16 protein-coding genes are annotated in these 16,862 nt (G+C 60.4%); 4 read left to right on the top strand and 12 right to left on the bottom strand.

Annotation, left to right across the window (positions count from 1 at the left end; translation table 11 throughout):
* The first annotated feature begins 22 nt into the window (after positions 1-22).
* From pseB to pseF, 3 genes are read left to right on the top strand one after another with little or no spacing between them, the layout of a single operon-like run.
* On the top strand, positions 23-1,024 hold the full coding sequence (gene pseB, locus ACVWW3_RS17580) for a UDP-N-acetylglucosamine 4,6-dehydratase (inverting) (protein WP_456649207.1): 1,002 nt from the start codon (positions 23-25) through the stop codon (positions 1,022-1,024).
* Positions 1,021-2,199, top strand: a complete 1,179-nt coding sequence (gene pseC / locus ACVWW3_RS17585) for a UDP-4-amino-4,6-dideoxy-N-acetyl-beta-L-altrosamine transaminase (protein ID WP_456649206.1) — start codon at positions 1,021-1,023, stop codon at positions 2,197-2,199. Before pseB ends, pseC begins: the two co-directional genes overlap by 4 nt.
* On the top strand, positions 2,196-2,885 hold the full coding sequence (pseF, locus tag ACVWW3_RS17590) for a pseudaminic acid cytidylyltransferase (protein ID WP_456649205.1): 690 nt from the start codon (positions 2,196-2,198) through the stop codon (positions 2,883-2,885). The genes pseC and pseF overlap by 4 nt, the downstream gene beginning before the upstream one ends.
* Positions 2,886-2,992: 107 nt before the next feature.
* Here pseF and ACVWW3_RS17595 read toward each other — a convergent pair whose 3' ends face one another.
* The 12 genes from ACVWW3_RS17595 to pseG all read right to left on the bottom strand — a co-directional run bounded on the left by ACVWW3_RS17595 (position 2,993) and on the right by pseG (position 15,332).
* The gene (locus ACVWW3_RS17595; protein ID WP_456649204.1) at positions 2,993-3,703 is read right to left on the bottom strand and encodes a class I SAM-dependent methyltransferase; all 711 of its coding nucleotides are present in this window, start codon (positions 3,701-3,703) and stop codon (positions 2,993-2,995) included.
* A 165-nt stretch (positions 3,704-3,868) separates the two neighbouring features.
* Positions 3,869-5,074: an HAD-IIIA family hydrolase gene (locus tag ACVWW3_RS17600; RefSeq protein ID WP_456649203.1), complete on the bottom strand. Its 1,206-nt coding sequence runs from the start codon at positions 5,072-5,074 to the stop codon at positions 3,869-3,871.
* A gap of 24 nt (positions 5,075-5,098) precedes the next feature.
* Positions 5,099-5,947 carry a hypothetical protein gene (locus ACVWW3_RS17605; protein ID WP_456649202.1) on the bottom strand — a complete coding sequence of 283 codons (849 nt, stop codon included), beginning with the start codon at positions 5,945-5,947 and terminating at the stop codon, positions 5,099-5,101.
* Positions 5,940-7,331 carry a DUF6418 domain-containing protein gene (locus tag ACVWW3_RS17610; RefSeq protein ID WP_456649810.1) on the bottom strand — a complete coding sequence of 464 codons (1,392 nt, stop codon included), beginning with the start codon at positions 7,329-7,331 and terminating at the stop codon, positions 5,940-5,942. Before ACVWW3_RS17610 ends, ACVWW3_RS17605 begins: the two co-directional genes overlap by 8 nt.
* Positions 7,332-7,429: 98 nt before the next feature.
* Entirely contained in the window at positions 7,430-8,308 is an 879-nt protein-coding gene (locus ACVWW3_RS17615) for a class I SAM-dependent methyltransferase (RefSeq protein ID WP_456649201.1), read from the bottom strand.
* A gap of 47 nt (positions 8,309-8,355) precedes the next feature.
* Positions 8,356-9,231 carry a hypothetical protein gene (locus ACVWW3_RS17620; protein ID WP_456649200.1) on the bottom strand — a complete coding sequence of 292 codons (876 nt, stop codon included), beginning with the start codon at positions 9,229-9,231 and terminating at the stop codon, positions 8,356-8,358.
* 161 nt (positions 9,232-9,392) lie between these two features.
* Positions 9,393-10,901, bottom strand: coding sequence for a lipopolysaccharide biosynthesis protein (locus tag ACVWW3_RS17625; RefSeq protein WP_456649199.1), 1,509 nt, complete (start codon positions 10,899-10,901; stop codon positions 9,393-9,395).
* A 3-nt stretch (positions 10,902-10,904) separates the two neighbouring features.
* Positions 10,905-11,750, bottom strand: coding sequence for a surface carbohydrate biosynthesis protein (locus tag ACVWW3_RS17630; protein ID WP_456672037.1), 846 nt, complete (start codon positions 11,748-11,750; stop codon positions 10,905-10,907).
* 22 nt (positions 11,751-11,772) lie between these two features.
* Complete coding sequence (locus tag ACVWW3_RS17635; protein WP_456672038.1) at positions 11,773-12,240, bottom strand: surface carbohydrate biosynthesis protein; 468 nt, start codon at positions 12,238-12,240, stop codon at positions 11,773-11,775.
* Positions 12,241-12,295: 55 nt separating this feature from the next.
* Positions 12,296-13,405 carry a pseudaminic acid synthase gene (gene pseI / locus ACVWW3_RS17640; protein WP_456649197.1) on the bottom strand — a complete coding sequence of 370 codons (1,110 nt, stop codon included), beginning with the start codon at positions 13,403-13,405 and terminating at the stop codon, positions 12,296-12,298.
* Positions 13,398-14,048 (bottom strand): formyltransferase family protein, encoded by a 651-nt coding sequence (locus ACVWW3_RS17645; protein WP_456649809.1) that lies wholly within the window; start codon positions 14,046-14,048, stop codon positions 13,398-13,400. The genes pseI and ACVWW3_RS17645 overlap by 8 nt, the downstream gene beginning before the upstream one ends.
* A gap of 156 nt (positions 14,049-14,204) precedes the next feature.
* Entirely contained in the window at positions 14,205-15,332 is a 1,128-nt protein-coding gene (gene pseG, locus ACVWW3_RS17650; protein WP_456649196.1) for a UDP-2,4-diacetamido-2,4,6-trideoxy-beta-L-altropyranose hydrolase, read from the bottom strand.
* A gap of 125 nt (positions 15,333-15,457) precedes the next feature.
* On the opposite strand from pseG, the gene ACVWW3_RS17655 reads away from it, so the two are divergent.
* Positions 15,458-16,858: a capsular polysaccharide export protein, LipB/KpsS family gene (locus tag ACVWW3_RS17655; RefSeq protein WP_456649195.1), complete on the top strand. Its 1,401-nt coding sequence runs from the start codon at positions 15,458-15,460 to the stop codon at positions 16,856-16,858.
* Positions 16,859-16,862 lie beyond the last annotated feature (4 nt).

The raw sequence follows: 16,862 nt of genomic DNA on the forward strand, positions 1-16,862 counted from the left end.
CCGATCCGGCGCAAGAGCTAACATGTTCAATGATAAAGCCATTCTGATCACCGGAGGCACAGGATCGTTCGGGAAGAAATTCGTCGGCGGCCTGTTCAAGGACTTCAAGCCGCGTCGCGTCGTGGTTTATTCGCGCGATGAGCTGAAGCAGTATGAGATGCAGCAGGAATTCGATCAGCCTGCGATGCGCTACTTCATCGGCGACGTGCGGGACGGCGAGCGCCTTCGCACTGCCATGAAGGGGATCGACTTCGTTGTCCATGCCGCAGCGTTGAAGCAGGTTCCGGCTGCCGAATACAACCCCATCGAGTGCATCAAGACCAACATTCATGGCGCCGAGAACGTGATCCAGGCGGCCTTGGAGTCGGACATCGAGAAGGTGATCGCGCTATCGACGGACAAGGCAGCGCAGCCGATCAACCTCTACGGCGCGACCAAGCTAGCCTCGGACAAGCTGTTCATCGCCGCCAACAACATGGCCGGCGGTCACCGCACAATGTTCAGCGTCGTCCGTTACGGCAACGTCGTCGGATCCCGTGGATCGATCGTACCGCTATACAACAAGCTGATCGCGGCCGGCACCGATCACCTGCCGATCACCGATCCGCGCATGACGCGCTTTTGGATATCGCTGCAGCAAGGTGTCGACTTTGTCACCAAGAGCTTTGAGCGCATGTCGGGCGGCGAGATCTTCGTTCCGATGATCCCTTCGGTTCGCATCTCCGACTTGGCGAAGGCCATGGCCCCCGCACTTCCAAGTCGGGTGATCGGCATCCGTCCGGGCGAAAAGCTCCATGAAGTCATGTGCCCTACCGACGACTCGCACCTGACGTTGAAATTCCACGATCACTTCGTGATCAAACCGACGATCAAGTTTTTCCGCCGGGATGTCGACTATCTCGCTAACTCGATCGGTGAACACGGCGAGCCGGTGGCTGACGGATTCGAATACAACTCCGGCAAGAACGATCACTTCCTCGACGTTGCCGAGATCAGGGAATTCAACAAGATTGCCGTGCAATGATCCCCTATGGGCGCCAGGATATCTCTGAACAGGATATCGATGCGGTCACTCAGGTGCTGAAGTCGGACTGGCTCACCCAAGGGCAGGCTGGGCCACGCTTTGAGCAAGCAATGGCCGGTTACTGCGGCGCGGAACATGGTGTCGCGGTATCGAACGCGACTGCAGCGCTTCATATTGCCTGCCTTGCCCTTGATCTCGGTCCCGGCGACATATTGTGGACCGTGCCGAACACGTTCGTCGCCTCGGCCAATTGCGCGCTGTATTGCGGAGCCAGCGTCGATTTCGTCGACATAGATCCCCGAACCTACAACATGAGCGTTACGTCGCTCTCGGAGAAGCTCGCGCAGGCAAGCACCCGGGGACAGTTGCCAAAGGTCGTCATTCCCGTGCATTTTGCCGGCCAGTCCTGCGAGATGACAGAGATCCGTACCCTCGCGGACCGCTACGGCTTTCGCATCATTGAAGACGCTTCGCACGCGGTGGGTGGCGAATATCTGGGACGAAAGATCGGTGCCGCCCAACTAAGCGACATGGCGATCTTCAGCTTCCACCCGGTAAAGATCATCACGACCGGCGAAGGGGGCATGATACTCGCCAACGATCGCGGACTGGCGGATCGCCTTGGTCACCTGCGCACTCACGGCATCGTCCGCCCGGTACAACACGATCCGATCGACGCGCGGCGCTCGAACGAGGACCGCTATGGTCCCTGGATGTATGAGCAGGTCGAGCTCGGCTTGAACTACCGTATGACCGACATCCAGGCCGCACTCGGCGCCAGCCAGCTCGACAGGCTTGATGCCTTTGTTGCGCGCCGGCGCGAGCTCGCGGCGCGTTACGACGCGCTTCTTGCGAAGCTGCCGGTGATCTGCCCATGGCAGCATCCCGACACGAATTCGGCCTGGCACCTCTACGTGATCCGGCTGCGGCGCAACGAAATCGAGCTCAGTCGGCGCCAGGTCTTCGAGGCGTTGCGCGCCGCAGGTATCGGGGTCAACGTGCACTACATTCCGGTACACACCCAGCCCTACTATCAGCGCCTTGGATTCAGTTTCGGCATGTTCCCGGAGGCAGAGAGCTACTACCAGGACGCCATCACGCTGCCGCTGTTCTCGAAGATGACGAATGACGAGCAAGACACCGTCGTCGCGGCGCTCGCGAAGATCCTCGCGTGAAGATCGCGGTCATCCCGGCCCGCGGCGGAAGCAAGCGAATTCCCCGCAAGAACATTCGTCCGTTCTGCGGCAAGCCCATTATCGCCTATTCGATCGAGGCGGCACGCGACAGCGGTCTGTTCGACGAGGTCGTCGTGTCCACGGATGACGAGGAGATCGCCACCGTGGCACGCAAATTCGGGGCAGCGACGCCGTTTGTCCGGCCAAAGGATATCTCCGACGACTTTACCGGCACCAATGCTGTCGTCAAACACGCCGTCACCTGGTTCATGGGCCAAGGCAACGAAGTCAGTCACGCCTGCTGCATCTACGCCACGGCGCCGCTGATTCAGCCACGCTATCTACGCGAGGGCTACAATGCCCTCGCCTCCTCGGACGCTGCCTTCGCCTTCTCTGTCACGAGTTACGCGTTTCCGATCCAGCGTGCCGTGCGCATCGCGACCTCCGGACGGGTCGATCCCTTTTATCCTGAGCACCGTCTGACCCGCTCTCAGGATCTCGAGCACGCCTACCATGATGCGGGCCAGTTCTATTGGGGAACGGCCGCCGCTTTTCGCGACGAGGTACCGTTGTTCGGCGAGCAATCCATCGGCATCATCCTGCCGCGGATGTACGTGCAGGACATTGACACGCTTGAGGACTGGGAACAGGCCGAATACATGTTCCGCGCGGTTTCCCGCGGCTAGTCTAGGCCGCGGCGTCGCAAACTCCGCCGTGCGGCTAGCTCAGTTGATGCCGCGTGACTTCAGGCGCGCAAGCCAAATTATTCAACTTTCAAGTCAATCAGGCAGCCTCAGGAAGTGGCTTCCTTCAAATGCACGATTACCAGACCGGTGACATCGCTAACCATCACGCGTCCGATATTGTCCATGAAGTTTAGATCAAGCGGAATGCCCACAGTTTCGATGCGCTCGACCCTCGGATGATCTCTATATTCTCCGGCATAGTCGCGGATCCACCTGTCACTGACGAATGAATTTCGCCAGCTTCGCCAATTGTGAAGGTCAGCGGGGCTCCATGCATTGAATTCGAGGTGCACGATCGCCCTTGTGGCGAGCGATAGCGCGGCTTCTTTGGCTGCGGCGAAAATATTGTCGTCGCAGTGCATTGCAGCCGCTGAACTGAATACAACATCGACGTCCGTGATGTTGCGTTGCTGCATGAGAAGCCCGGCTTCAGCCATTGAGCCCTGGATTAGCTGCGCATCGTTCGCAACTGCGTTCTCAATTCCATACTGGATCGCGCGGTGGTTCAGCTCGATTCCATACAGATTAACCGAAGCGTCGAGCGCATTGATCTCGCGTAGATTGGCTCCGACATTGCATCCGAACTCCAAAACAGATTTCGGCTGAAGGTCGATGACTTGTCTTGCAAACCACTTTTTGAGCGGAGTTGATGCAGCGTATCCGTCGAACTCGTTCGCGTGCTGCTTCTCTTTCCAGTGCTTCTGCCAATAGTCGGAATCTCGTGCCTTGGCGAAGATCGGAAATGGCGTTGCTCTCATGGCAGCGCGCCAAATGTGATGCTTGAGACTTGAGGACAATCGCATATACGCCAGCCGTGCTCGGTTGCTTCCTGACCTGACGTAGCATTACAACCCCGAAGCGCGCAACCGAAGCGTCATTTTGGCTGCCTGGGCCGAGGGGACCCCCCGAGGCGAACCGCACCTCTAAGGCGTTACTCGGGCGTTGAGCAGCGGACGAAGGAACGTTGCCAAATCGCCCTCCTGGTACAAGTGTCCCGGTACCCCCGCAGCAAGCGCCGCTTCGACGTCCCGATCATTGTCGCCGACGAGCAGGCTCCCCTCCGTCCGGACAGGCCAAGCCTTCATGCAATCGAGGATCATGCCGGGCTCAGGTTTGCGCCGGTCGCTGACGCGCCGATATGCTTCGACCGTACCGTCCTCATGGTAGGGACAATATTGATAGTCCTCGATATGCGCACCGATCGCCGCAAGCTCGCCGGTCATCCAGTCATGCAGGCGGTGGACATCGTCGACACCGTAGTAACCGCGCGCTATTCCCGACTGATTGGTGACGACGAAGGCGTAGTAACCAAGATCGTTGCAGAGCTTGATCGCCTCGCGCGCACCGGCGACCCATTCGAAGTCCTCGATCCGGTACACATAGGCCTTGTCGATGTTCAGCACACCGTCCCGGTCGAAGAAAACCGCGGGCCGGTTCAGCCTCCCGGGGAGCTCATGCTGGGCCCGCTCAAAATCGGTGGGAATGCCGATGTCGATAAAGAAACCGTCATAGAGATCAGCGGCGAGACGTTCCTCTGCGACCAGCCTGGGAAACACCTGCTGCTCAAGCGAGCACGGCATCTCACCTATGTAGTCGAGAACTGCTCGATCGACACAATAGATGCCTGTGTTGATTGGCCCGCTCGGCTGGCCGGCGGCCAGAAAACTTCTAACTCGGTTCTTGTCGAGCACGACGCGACCGTAACGATCGCCTGCCTGATCCCGCTTGAGCGCCATATGGACAATCGCGGAGGAGTTCGCCGCGCGCACGGCAAGATCGAGCAGATTGAAGTCGAACCAGGAGTCTCCGTTCAGAAGAAAAAAGCGGTCCTGTAGCACTGCGGCAGCATGCTTCAACGCACCGCCGGTACCACATGGAGCCGGCTCGCACACAACCGTCACCGTTGCGCCGCGCCAGCGCTTGCCATGGTAAGCATCGACGACGGCGTCGGCGCGATGGCCGGCGAGCAGCACGATTTCCTCAATAGAAGGATAGCGCGTCAACTCATCGAGCAGGTAACCGAGGAAAGGCCCGCCGCCAACTTCAAGCAGCGGCTTGGGAACAAGCCGCGTTCTCTCGCCGAGCCGTGTCCCGAGCCCCCCGACCAGGATTGCGGCTTGTCTCAACATGGATTCCGCATCCGCGATGCGCCCTCAATCCGTTCGAGCCGGACCCGGCATGCGGATCATCGCGTAAAGCAGCAGGGTCAGCAACGCAATTGCCCCGGCAAAGATCGCGTGCCGGACGGGTCGCGGCGACGCCTGGACGACCGTCACGTCCTCGCTCAACGACGCTCGATAGGTCTTCGTAGGCCCGATCCTCGTTTCCAGCGCGCGCCGCTCTGCGGTCGCTGCGGCCAGCCTCTCTTCGTTTCTGAGGGTCAGGTCCAAGAGCCACACGCGCCGCAACGCCAGCGCCGAGAGATCGCCGGACGCGGAAGGCGTGATCGAATCTGCCGTCGCCAAAGATTCCCGTATTCGCGTCAAGCTGGCAATGTTTGCATCTGTCAGCGCAATCTGGGCGTTGATTTCCGACAGCAGGGGGCCTCGCAGCTTTTCCTGATCCTTATCCAGCTGGCGCACCGTTGCTTCCAGTGCATTGCGGACCTGCAGCTCGCTCGCTGCCGCCGCTACGAGCGTCAACGAATCGGATGTTTTCGGGCGCGCCTCGAAGTTGTCCAGGATTCTTCTTCGGTTTCGGTCGTTGCTGTGATCCGCTGGGCTCGCAGCATCCAGAGCCCGGGTCATGAACGTCGACGAATTCATGTGGGCGGCCGTCGCCTGCGGCGTCATCAAATCCTGCCCATCTACACGAGCAAGGCGAACACCGGCTGTCGCAGTATAGGTCGCCGGCAACATTTGACTAACGAGGAATACGATAAGCATTGCAGCCAGCGTACCCAACGCAATCACGATCACCCGCTGGCGGACCGAACGGCTAAAAAACGTGGAGAACTCGTTAACATACTCGGCGGCCGATATCCGCGTTTGCATCTCACTCATGCTCCGGTCCGTTCTCCATACACACGACAAGTTCCCCGGGATCCGATGCCGCGACCTTAATCACGCTCCGCCGCCATCTGTCCTCCAGAACGTATACGAAGACGACAACGGCGATCTTTACCACAAACGTGAACTGTATGAAGGAATTGACCATGCCCGACACGAAGAAGATAGAGACCGTAAACAAGACGGGCGTCAGAAAAAAGCACGTGGCATACCGCTCTTCGACGATACAGCGCGCCAATAAGAACATAAATTCGGAGAACAATATGGCGGAAACCGCCACCAGAAGGAAACCCTCGACCGGCCCTCCCAGCTCGAAGAGCACTTCGGGCCACCCACCCGTGTAGGCCGATCCTTGCCGGAGGATGAGCTGGGCGCGCTCGAGCGGCAACCCCAACTCCATCAGGAATTGCATGGTCGAATTATTGCTCGGATTGAACGGAGCCACAAACAGCTTGAAGATCGCAAGACCGGTGTCCCAGTCGTTATGCAGGAAAACGCGGTCATATGTCATCCACCACATCTCGCCTTGTTGCACGAAAACCCGCTGGACCAGCTTGGTCTGAAGCGCGACGACCTCGCCCCCCCGAACGACCGTATAGGAATAGACGAGTGCAGCTCCGACCAGGACAACGAAGCCAATCCCCGGCAGCCAGAAACTGTGCAACAACTTCAGGAAGGATGCCTGTCCCTTTGACAGACGCCCGAGCAGGACGGCGCCCAACGGGATGATAAGGAAGGAGAGATAGAGGTAGAACGACGAAAAGCGGTGTCCGACCACGAACAGGTACAGCATCAAGGTACCGAATAGCACTCCAAACCGGCGGTCCAGCGGCCTGCCTTGCAGCGCGGGGAGCGTCAGGAGAAGGCCGAGCTGAAACGCCAACATCGGCCCCCATTCCAACAACCGGCGATGCAAAAGACCGCCGTATAATTGCGAATACTCGTACCGCTCGAGCCCGGCGAATATTGGAATGTGTCCTCTCACGAGCAGTTCGCCCCAGAGCGCGAGCACAAACAAGGCAACCACGCGAAAAGCCAGGTCGGACAAATTCCAATTGCCCGCCTTCAACAAACCGGAGAGCCGGATTACGGAAGCATCCGAAAGCGCGAGTAGGCGTCGCGGGCGGAACGAGAACAACAACGCCGCAATGACGAGCCCTTGGGAAACCGCGAGCGGCAGTACGGCGAGACCAGGACCGATCTCCCTTTCCAGTTGTTCAGAGTAAACCGGCCCGAACACGTCAATGTAGAGGACCGAGATGAGCCGCCAGGCGAACGCAAAGAAGAAGAAGAATACGATGAGCAGAAGACCCGGGCGACCGGCCGCGATACGCCCCATGGCTGAAAGCACGAACGCGGCGGCGACGACGCAGAGCATCGCCGGCAACACGCTCTCCAAGCTCCACCATGAGATCTGCATTTCTCCCCCGTCGCCGCCGGAAGCGTCCAGGGCTCCAGGCCCGGGCCGATCCCGGGTCAGCCCAAATCGCCCACCGGCTCCCAAGCGTAGATTAATCCGTCGTTGTGCAGCGTGGGCGCGAAGTTCATGCGCTCCCTCGCGCTCACCCGAATACGGCCCTTGCGCTCCAACTCATCGAGCGTCGTCCACAACCGGGTCTGATAGTCCATAGATCGAATGTAGATCCGGCTCGCAATATCCCGCGGATTTAAAAGGCTCAGCATGTCGATGGCAGGCTCAATGTTGATGACGCGCGCAGGGCGAGCCTTCAGGATATGATCGACGACGGCCTCGACCGCGTGAGGAATCTGCTCGATGCAGAAATAGGTCAGGATCGTCGCACCCGCGAGCTCCGCAAAAATCGGATCGGCAGGATCAGTCAGGTCGATACGGCCGAAGCTGATCCGGCCATCGAGGCCGAAATGAGCGGCAATCTGGCGTCCGGCCTCGATCCCGTTCGGCGCGATATCGAACCCGCGCAGCGTGGCCCAGCGCGGGTCGAGACCCAGCGAGAACAGATTGTATCCGGAGCCTGCGCCAAGCTCGATGAGCGAGGTCGCTTCGCCGGCGTGCCTCGCGATCAGTTGCGAGAGCGCACCCAACCGATACCGATAGTAGTCGCTGGTGGAAACACGAACGATCTGGCCGTCGACCTTGGTGAGACGCGGCGCCTCATTGTGGCCGACAAGGAAGTCCTCGAGCGAGCGCTCGCGAAGCCAGGTGCGCTCGGAAAGAATCCGGCCCCATTGCCCAGCATTGTATTCGGCATCGACAACATCATGCGTTCGCCGGACATTCTTGAGCGCGATCCGGCGAAGACTACGCACGATATCGAACGCATAGGCCTTTGACAGCTCCAGCCGCGAAGCAGGCTTCAGATTGGGGCTAAAGGTCACCGAACGTTCTTTCGGGGATCCACCATGGAATTGGGTAAAACTGCCCATCACAGGCCAAGGAGGAGCTTCTGGAAGTCCGTCGTGTTCGGCGTCGCGAAGAACGGCCGATTCTTGGCGCCGGGGAACATCCGCGGGAAGGAAAAGAAGGTCGCCGTGTACAGGAGCCGCCCGTGCCCTGGCCCCATCCGGCTACCCATATGCAGACATCTGGTCGTATCCACCATGAAGGACGCAAGCCGCGGCGCCTTCATGATCTTGATGTCGCCGCGCGGGACCTTGTTGAAAACCTGCTCGTCGGGGAAGTGGCTGCCAAGGAGAGGATAGCCGAACTTGTCCGTCGACTGCTTCGGCAGAAACGTGAAGGGACCGTCCGCGTCATCCTTGACATCGGTTAGATAGCTGAAGAACTTGATCACCCGGACATCGTCATGATCGCGATGCCAAAGCTGCGATGAGGCGAGGTTCTCACCAGTGTGCCGGGAGTATGACAGCAACACGTAGTCGAGCCAGGGAAGTTCACCCAGCGCGCTCGAGATGACGTTGACGACAGAGCTTTGCAGCGCATAGCGACCGAAAATGTTGTCGGCACTGAGCTGACCGTTCTGCATCTCCGCATCGAGCAGGCGTACCCAGAACTTCTTCCAGGTCGAACTCTGCTGCGACTCGAGCCCCTCGACGTCCTTCAGCCTCGCCTGTCCCGCGTCCGCGAACTCCTGCTGGAGCGCCGGGTCCATCAACTCGGTGACAATTGCATAGCCGTTCCGGTTCAGGTCCTCCGCCTTGGCTTTCTCGAGCGCGGACACATTCAGGAGCTCGGCCTGACGTCGCCGCTCCTGCTTCTCGCCTAAGTGCCACGCGCTGACGCCCGACTTGACCGCCCAACGGAGCGGCGAGCGGTTCACATGCCAAAGCGCCCTGGACATCAATCCCATTTTTCCGCCCCCCAACCCTGCCAGAAATAAGATTCGCGCTGTTCCCAATTGGGCCTCAGTCGGTCGATTTTGCCCTTAGCAAATCCACCAAACACGAGCAACCGCAGAGTGTCGAGCCGGAACTTGACCACGCCAGGGAAGCGCCGGCCGCATTACCGCCCCCTCATCGCGCGGGCAAACTTACTGACCATTGCCCGGTCGCTGCGCGAGAGTATCAAACTGATGCTAAGCGCCCACGCGGCAATGCACCAGACTGCCCCGACGACAAACAAGGCCGCCAAGGTCGTCGGCGTCGAGTACATCTTGTAACCGGTCGCCGTAGCCGCAAGGATCGCCGCCACCAGCAACTGCCTGCCCAGCTGCTGCCAGAACAGCGAATCGGGCAGGCTCATGGAGGACAGCATCCGGTGGGCGATGAGCGGCGCGAAGAGGACGTAGGAGACCACCCAACCCAGGATGAAGGCGCGCTCGCTCAACCAGGCCAGCGTGAGCGCGGTAACGATGTACTGGATCAGCACCTGGAGATAGAGGAACCGTGTGTAGGTGCGAAGGAAATCCGACTTTACCATCAATGCCGTTTGCCCAGCCCCTAGCATGACACTCACGGCCGGGACGAACAGCGACAGGGCAAGCCATGGCCAGTGATCCGCATGCTGCGGGCCGACCCACACCTGCAATATCTCCTCGGAGAACAGCGCCACGACGACAAGGAACGGAACGATAACTGCGGCGGGCAGAACCAGGCCGCTCCGACCGAGCATTTGCAGTCGCCGAACATCGTCTTTCTCGTCGAGGTGGGTCGAAATAGGAAGGATCGCCGAATAAAGAGGGCTCATCGTCGTCTTCAGAAAGCGCGGCAGCCGCGTGAGCAGGTCGAAGGCCCCAACCTCGACGGGACCGTACAATGCGCCAATCATCAGCGGAATGACGGATTGCTGCAGGCAGCCACCAATCCTGTTGTTGAACATCAGCCAACAGCGATAGGTGATGTCCTGCTGGCTCTCGGGAGTCCAGGAGCCGAAGCGCAGCGGCGTGCCTCGTGCCGCAAAATAGACCACCAACGCCAGCATCAGATACTTGGCAACAATGGTCGCAAGATAGGCATATGCAATCCATTCGAACGCAGCGTTCTGCCAAACGGCAAGATAGATCGAAGCAACGTAGAGAAGGCTGCCTCCGACCTCCGTCAACCGAAGCCAGGTATATTCCTCGAAGCCTTTGAGTGCGCCTTCGGCCACCAACCCGACAAAGGCGATGGGAAGGGCAAGCGCGGTGAGCTGGAGAATCGACACGAACGCCTGAACCTGATCAGGCGCCACCTTGAAGACGAGGGCGAGCCTGCCCGCCACGAGCCATAGCACGACGCCCGAGGCGACCCCGACGAATCCTGCAATCAAGGTCAGGAGCGATATCTTTTCGCTGGCCATCGACCAGTCCCCCAGCCGACCGCGAGCGGTCGCCTGGATCGCCAACTCGGGTATGCCGAAATCAAACAGAATGAGAAAGCCGCTCGGAAGGAAGCCGCGCACCAACACGATCAAGCCGAGAACCGCCAACCCATAGGATTTCGCGATCAGTCCGACAGCAAACAGGCCCAGCAATCCCGCAAGACCGTAGGCGACGGCCGAGATAGCTGTGTTATGGAGAAAGCGGCGCAGCACGGGTCAGTTCGCTTCCGCGAGCTGCAGGCTCGCTCCGCTCATCATTCGCCTCATGCGGATGTTCGCAGCCGGCTGCGCGACAAATCGCCGGTGGTCCACCGAAGCCTGGTCGATACGCTGCAATATCGCGTTCACCGTCCCCGCATCGAACACTTTTCCGGCGCGGCGGCGCTCGCTCTCGACGGAGCTGTAAGTGCGACGCAAGAGCGAACTTGCCTTGTGGCCCAGCGTCCGGCGAACCGCGCCGGCCACCAGCCCCCGCAAAGACGGCGACGGCGAGGCATGCGCCTTCGATCCGCCGTGCCGGGAAGCAGCGATCGTCGCGAGAACCACCTCGGAAACGCGTGCGGAGCTCGCACCATCCACGGCCGTATAAAGCTCGCTGACAATCTCGCGGCGAGACAGCCCGATCTCAGAGGGCAGCGGCGGCATACTGTCCTCGAGGCCCTGCCCAACCAGCTCGAGCATTTCGGCCTCTCCGGCCGCGCCCCGGCTGACCCGCGTCGCCGCGTCGAGGCGCAAGGCCGGCGTATTGAACCACTCCATGCTCAACGGCTCCACGTTCAGCATGGTCGCTTCGATCGCGGTCGAGCAATTCTGATGGACCAGCAGCCGTGCGCCGCTGATCCATTCGAGCGATGTACCGCTCTGAATGACCTTGGCGTTAGGCAGGGCAGCGAACGAATCATACGAGCTGATTTTCTCGAATGGATGTGGTCGCAGCACGAATTGCACATCGGCAAAGTGTTTCGCGAGCTTAATGGCCATATCCAAAGTGCTGCGGTAAGCATGTCCGCCATCGGCGATGAACTGCCGTGCAAACTCGCGCGAGAAGCCAGCTTTGACCATCGATTCCTCCTCGTGGGAGGAGTTAACGGAAAAGCGCGGGTTTACGGTTCGGGAAGTTCGTGTTGATGAGAACGTAGCCCGAATCGACGGACGGCTTCGGCAACGCGGCGCGCCAGGGCGGCGCGCAAAAATCATAACGCGGACAACCGGTGGCATGCAGGAGATCCGGCGCGATCGTGCCCTGTCGCAGGAACGCGGCGTACTGCGACGCGCCCCAAACACAGTAGAGATCGACAAGATCGGGACGACCCGCGCTCTTCACCATCTTCGCGAACTGGTCCGCGTTTTTGCCTCCAATTCCTTCCGTATCAAGGATACCGACGAGGATTCCGGCGCTCTTGTAGGACTTGATCAGGTCGGCGTTGTTGGGACGCGTGTAGTTCGCCAGCACGAGGTCAGGCCGCAAGGCCGGAACATCGAATCCCTGCTCGTACATGGGCACGAGCGTGGCTCGCGCGCCGCGCGTCGCCAACTGCCGCGCGAGCAGCACCAATCCCTCGAGGTCGCGAAGCGGGCTGTCGACGATCAGGCAGACATGGGGCTGATCAGCCACCGGCGTTCCTCGCCACGGACTGCGGCACCGGAAGTTCGTCGTCCGCGGATGAGAGCATATCCCAACTCATCGGCGTCCCCCGGCGAACTGCCCGTCCGACACGCTTGCCGAGCAACGTCTCGAAATATTTCGGCGGCAGGCCGAGGCCCGGCCGGATAATCCGCAGGTTCCTTTGGGTTAACACGTCTCCGGCGGCAAGATCTTCCGCCACATAGAGCGAGCGTCGGAACACGAGCGATCTATGCTCTTTCTCGGTCAAGCCATAGTAGACTTGCCCGAGGGCAAGCCAGGCACGCTTGCTCTCCACCACGAGAGCCGCCATTTCCTCTGGTTCCATCGAGAACGTGGAATCAACGCCGCCGTCGGCGCGCGCAAGGGTGAAATGCTTCTCAATCACGCTAGCTCCGAGCGCGACGCTTGCGACCGATGCGCCGATCCCGAAGGTATGGTCCGAAAGCCCGACCTCGCAACCGAACAACCTCCGCATATGCGGTATCGTCAGCAGGTTAGTATCGGAGGGCGTTGCGGGATAGGTGCTCGTGCACTTCAACAAGACGAGCTGCTTGCAGCCCGCAGCTCTTGCGGCCCGTACCGTCTCGTCGAGATCGGCCACGTTGGCCATGCCCGTCGAGATGATCATGGGCTTGCCGGTGGCCGCGACCTTGCGAATGAGCGGCAGATCGGTGTTCTCGAACGACGCGATCTTGTAGCAAGCGACGCCGAGACTTTCGAGAAAGTCGACGGCGGTGTCATCGAACGGCGTCGAGAACGGAATCATGCCGAGCGAGCGCGCACGCTCGAAGATCGGGGCGTGCCACTCCCATGGCGTGTAGGCCTGCTGGTAAAGCTCGTGTAGCGAACGGCCTTTCCACAAGCTGTTCGGGTCATCGATGAAGAACTCGTCGCGCGCGAGTTCGAGCGTCATCGTGTCGGCCGTATAGGTCTGCAGCTTGAGAGCATGAGCCCCGGCCTTGGCGGCCGCCTCAACTATCGCCAAAGCCCGCTCGAGCGATTGGTTGTGGTTGCCCGACATCTCGGCGATGATGAAGGGCTCGTGGGAAGGACCGATCGGGCGGCCGGAGATGGTGATCGTATTAGTCATCGTTCGCTCCAGCCTTTTCGAGGCGAATCAGATAGCGGTGACCGCGAAGATCGAAGAACGCGGGAAAGCGCTCCGGATCCGCTACCCTCAACAGATCGAACTGTCCTGCGAGCGGCTGGTCGGGGTCGAGCCTGGAGTCCTCCGGTGAACGGCGGCGGTAGTGGGTCGGCACCCGCTCGTCCTGCGGCGCCGACGTTTTTCGTCCCAAGCTCGCCACACCCTCGTTCATAAGATCAAGCTCGATCGCAAACAGCTTTGCGTTGATTTCGTCGTAGAGTTCATGACCTTCGAGGACCAGATGGCGTTGCGCCCAGATGGCTCCCGTGTCCACCTGATCCTCCGCCTCCAGAAGCGAAACGACGATGTCGTTTTTTCCCTCGAGGATTTGCCAGATATGGGGCGACCAGCCGCGGCCGAACGGAAGGTCGCTCGCATGAATCACGAGGCTCTTGTCGTATCTCGCGCGATCCTTCGCCGAGATGATCTCGTGACATGATATTAGGAAAAGGATGTCCCCTCCCGAAAGTTCCGCCTTCCTGTGCACGAGCTCGACTTCGTGTCCGGCGCCCGTGACCATCTCCCAATGTTGCAATTGGGGATAGATTGGGTGCGACACGCTGGAGCAGAGGATGGAAATTTTCATCTTCAATCGGCGATACGACGGCGGAATTCCCGAGTTGGACCCAGCGTTTAGCACAGAAGTCCCGCCTCACACCAATAGCTGTCTCATCCCCCGGGAACCCGGACCATTGCCGAAAGTCCCGCGCCCGGCCAGGATTTTGATCTAAGAATCAATGACCTAAGCTTGCAGGCAGGCCACGACCCGGGTCCGCCCCTCGCCGTCCACAAGCGCAAAGGCGGCCTCACCGAGTGCTTTGGCCCGGTTTGAATCGTTCAGCAGCACGCGAATGGCATCACCCAGCATTTCCGCTGTAACGAAGGCCGCCGGCCCAAGGTGGAGAGCAGCCCCCGCATCGGCCAACGCCGTTAGCGCACCGATCTGGTTTGCGGCAATATCGGTCACTACCGCCGCCAGGCCCAAGCAACACCGCTCCCAGCTCATCACACCGCCAGCACCGATCGAAAGGTCCGCCCGTCGCATCAGCTCGGCGAGGCTGTTCGTCCCCCGGTACACTTCCGCCCGCGGCAACCCGCTGCAGACACGCACGATCGACTCTGCATGCGGATTGCTGATGCCGATGACGACGTCCACCGCGATCGACGGAATCGCCAGCGTCGTAATCGCCTTCACCGCCTTGGCCGTCTCATTGGTCGGATCGGAGCCGCCATAGCAAACCAGGATGCGACCGATCCTGCCGCTGCGGCTCGACAATCGGCGACGCTGCTCGAGGAATTCAGGACGAAGCAGCGCATATCGCGGTCCCAGCAGCTGCACGCTAGCCTTAGTCAGCTTCTCGCGATAGCGCGTATCCATCTGCCGGACGAGGTTCTGATCGAGCAGCATATCGCAGTCATGTGGGCGGTCGGCCAGATCATCGATTGCCAAAATTCGCAAACCCTCGCGGCGGCATGCGCTCTCCCAGCGAGCGTCGAGGGCATAGTGATCGACGACGAGCCAATCGGCCGGACCGAGCTCATCCATCGCGTGGGTCGTCTGCTCCGCGTCCTCCTGCCACGTTGTCGGCAGCCAATGGGCGTGGCCGTCGTCGACTGGGGCGATGCCGGGGACCCAGGCAGGCGGATCGGGCAGAAGCTGCACGGCGTGTCCATTGCGCTCCACCAGCTCGGCCAATCCAGCAGCACGGCTTCGCATCAGAAAACACGACCTTCCACCGTCTTGAGCGAGCGCGTCGGCGAGGGTAAGACAGCGCGTCAGGTGCCCCATCCCCATCTCGACCGCCGCGTCGACGCGAAAGATCACTCGCTCATTCTTCATCGATTCGAGCCAGTTGTTCCTGCCCTGCACAGATTGTGCCCCAAGGGAAGCCGTCAACTACCACAATTCGGCACCGGAACTCACACTAAACCAGCTTGAGCTATCGCACAGGCTTCTATATGCGGAAACCGCAACCAGGCACCCCCGCCCTCAGCATGAGTTCTGCAGAAACCATCCTCATCACGACACTCGCCGAATACCAGACCCGGTTCTGGATTCCGGTGGCGCAACGCCTGCGCGCGACAGGTTGCGAAGTCGAACTGCTCGCCTTCGACGACCGCAGCGCCGAGATGTCGGAGGCCGCGGGCATCCCGATCACGAACATTTACCGCGAAGGCCTCAAGACCGCTCCCTCCCCCGACGATCGGCCGGCCTTCGATGCGCGGATCAAAGCCTACGGGCTCGACGGAACCAATTTCCTGTTCAGCCATGAGCGTTTCACTTTCGGCATCCGCGACACGGCCGCGCTGCGCCGGCGCTTCATGATTTATGCCAACGCCATGGAGGCGCTGCTCGACCGGCTGGAGGCGCAAGGCACGCACGCCGAGCTGGTGCAGGAGCTCGGCGGTTTTCTCTCCGTCATCGCGAGCTTCTACGCCGCCAGGCGCCGTAACATCCGCAACTGGTTCATCGAGCCGTCGTTCTTCCGCGGCCGCATGTATTTTACGCCCGACAGCCTCGCAGCTCCCGACGTGATGTCGACGCCCGCAGACACGGTGTCATCAGAGGTGCGCGCCTATCTCGACGACACGCTGACGCAGCGTGCGATCGTCATCCCCAAGAAGGACCAGCATCATTATTCGGCGGCCTTCAAGAAGGTCGTCAATTTGCGCAATGCCAATCGTCTTGCCGAAAAACTCTGGGACCAATTTGCGCTCGGCAAGCACCAGGAGTTCGGGCACAATTTGCGCCACGCGCGTGTTCATGCGGCAATGGCGCTCAACGCGGCGCGGCTGCGCAAGCTCTATCGTCCGCTTCCCGAAACGCCCTTCGTCTACTATCCCTTCCACGTCCCGGCCGACATGGCGCTGACGCTGCGCTCGCCGGATTATCTCGACCAGGTCGCGACCGTCGACTTCTTGTTGCGCACGATCCCGGATTCGCATGTGCTCGTGGTCAAGGAACATCCCGCCCAGATCGGCGCGATCGCGGCTTCGCGGCTGTTCGAACTCGCGCGCCGGTTCGACAATTTCGTGCTGCTGCCGCCGCAGACCAACAATTACACCGTGCTCAATCGCGCCGATGCCGTGATCTCCGTCAACAGCAAATCGGGTGCCGAGGCACTGCTGCTCGGCAAGCCTGTCGTGGTGATGGGCGATGCGTTCTATCGCTCCTGCCCGCTGGTGTATGCGGTCGACCGTCTGGCCGACGTGCCGGCACGGTTGCGCGAAGCGCTCTCCGCCGGGCCGTTCGATCCGGCCAGGGGAGCACCCTACTTCGAGTCTGCCTGGCGCCGGTCATATCCGGGCGAGCTTTATATTGGCGATCCCAATCTGCTCGACACGTTTGCGGCTTCTTTGCGCGCGGCAATTGCCGAGCCCGCCGGCACGAACTGAACGG

Source organism: Bradyrhizobium sp. LM2.9 (genome assembly GCF_054056555.1).

Coding starts and splice junctions, on each gene's coding strand:
- ACVWW3_RS17630 (WP_456672037.1), bottom strand. CDS start 11,750: ATGGTCAAAGCTGGCTTCTCGCGCGAGTTTGCACGGCAGTTCATCGCC.
- ACVWW3_RS17605 (WP_456649202.1), bottom strand. CDS start 5,947: ATGAGTGAGATGCAAACGCGGATATCGGCCGCCGAGTATGTTAACGAG.
- ACVWW3_RS17610 (WP_456649810.1), bottom strand. CDS start 7,331: ATGCTCTGCGTCGTCGCCGCCGCGTTCGTGCTTTCAGCCATGGGGCGT.
- pseC (WP_456649206.1), top strand. CDS start 1,021: ATGATCCCCTATGGGCGCCAGGATATCTCTGAACAGGATATCGATGCG.
- ACVWW3_RS17620 (WP_456649200.1), bottom strand. CDS start 9,231: ATGTCCAGGGCGCTTTGGCATGTGAACCGCTCGCCGCTCCGTTGGGCG.
- ACVWW3_RS17595 (WP_456649204.1), bottom strand. CDS start 3,703: ATGAGAGCAACGCCATTTCCGATCTTCGCCAAGGCACGAGATTCCGAC.
- pseB (WP_456649207.1), top strand. CDS start 23: ATGTTCAATGATAAAGCCATTCTGATCACCGGAGGCACAGGATCGTTC.
- ACVWW3_RS17645 (WP_456649809.1), bottom strand. CDS start 14,048: ATGAAAATTTCCATCCTCTGCTCCAGCGTGTCGCACCCAATCTATCCC.
- ACVWW3_RS17655 (WP_456649195.1), top strand. CDS start 15,458: ATGAGTTCTGCAGAAACCATCCTCATCACGACACTCGCCGAATACCAG.
- pseI (WP_456649197.1), bottom strand. CDS start 13,405: ATGACTAATACGATCACCATCTCCGGCCGCCCGATCGGTCCTTCCCAC.
- ACVWW3_RS17600 (WP_456649203.1), bottom strand. CDS start 5,074: ATGTTGAGACAAGCCGCAATCCTGGTCGGGGGGCTCGGGACACGGCTC.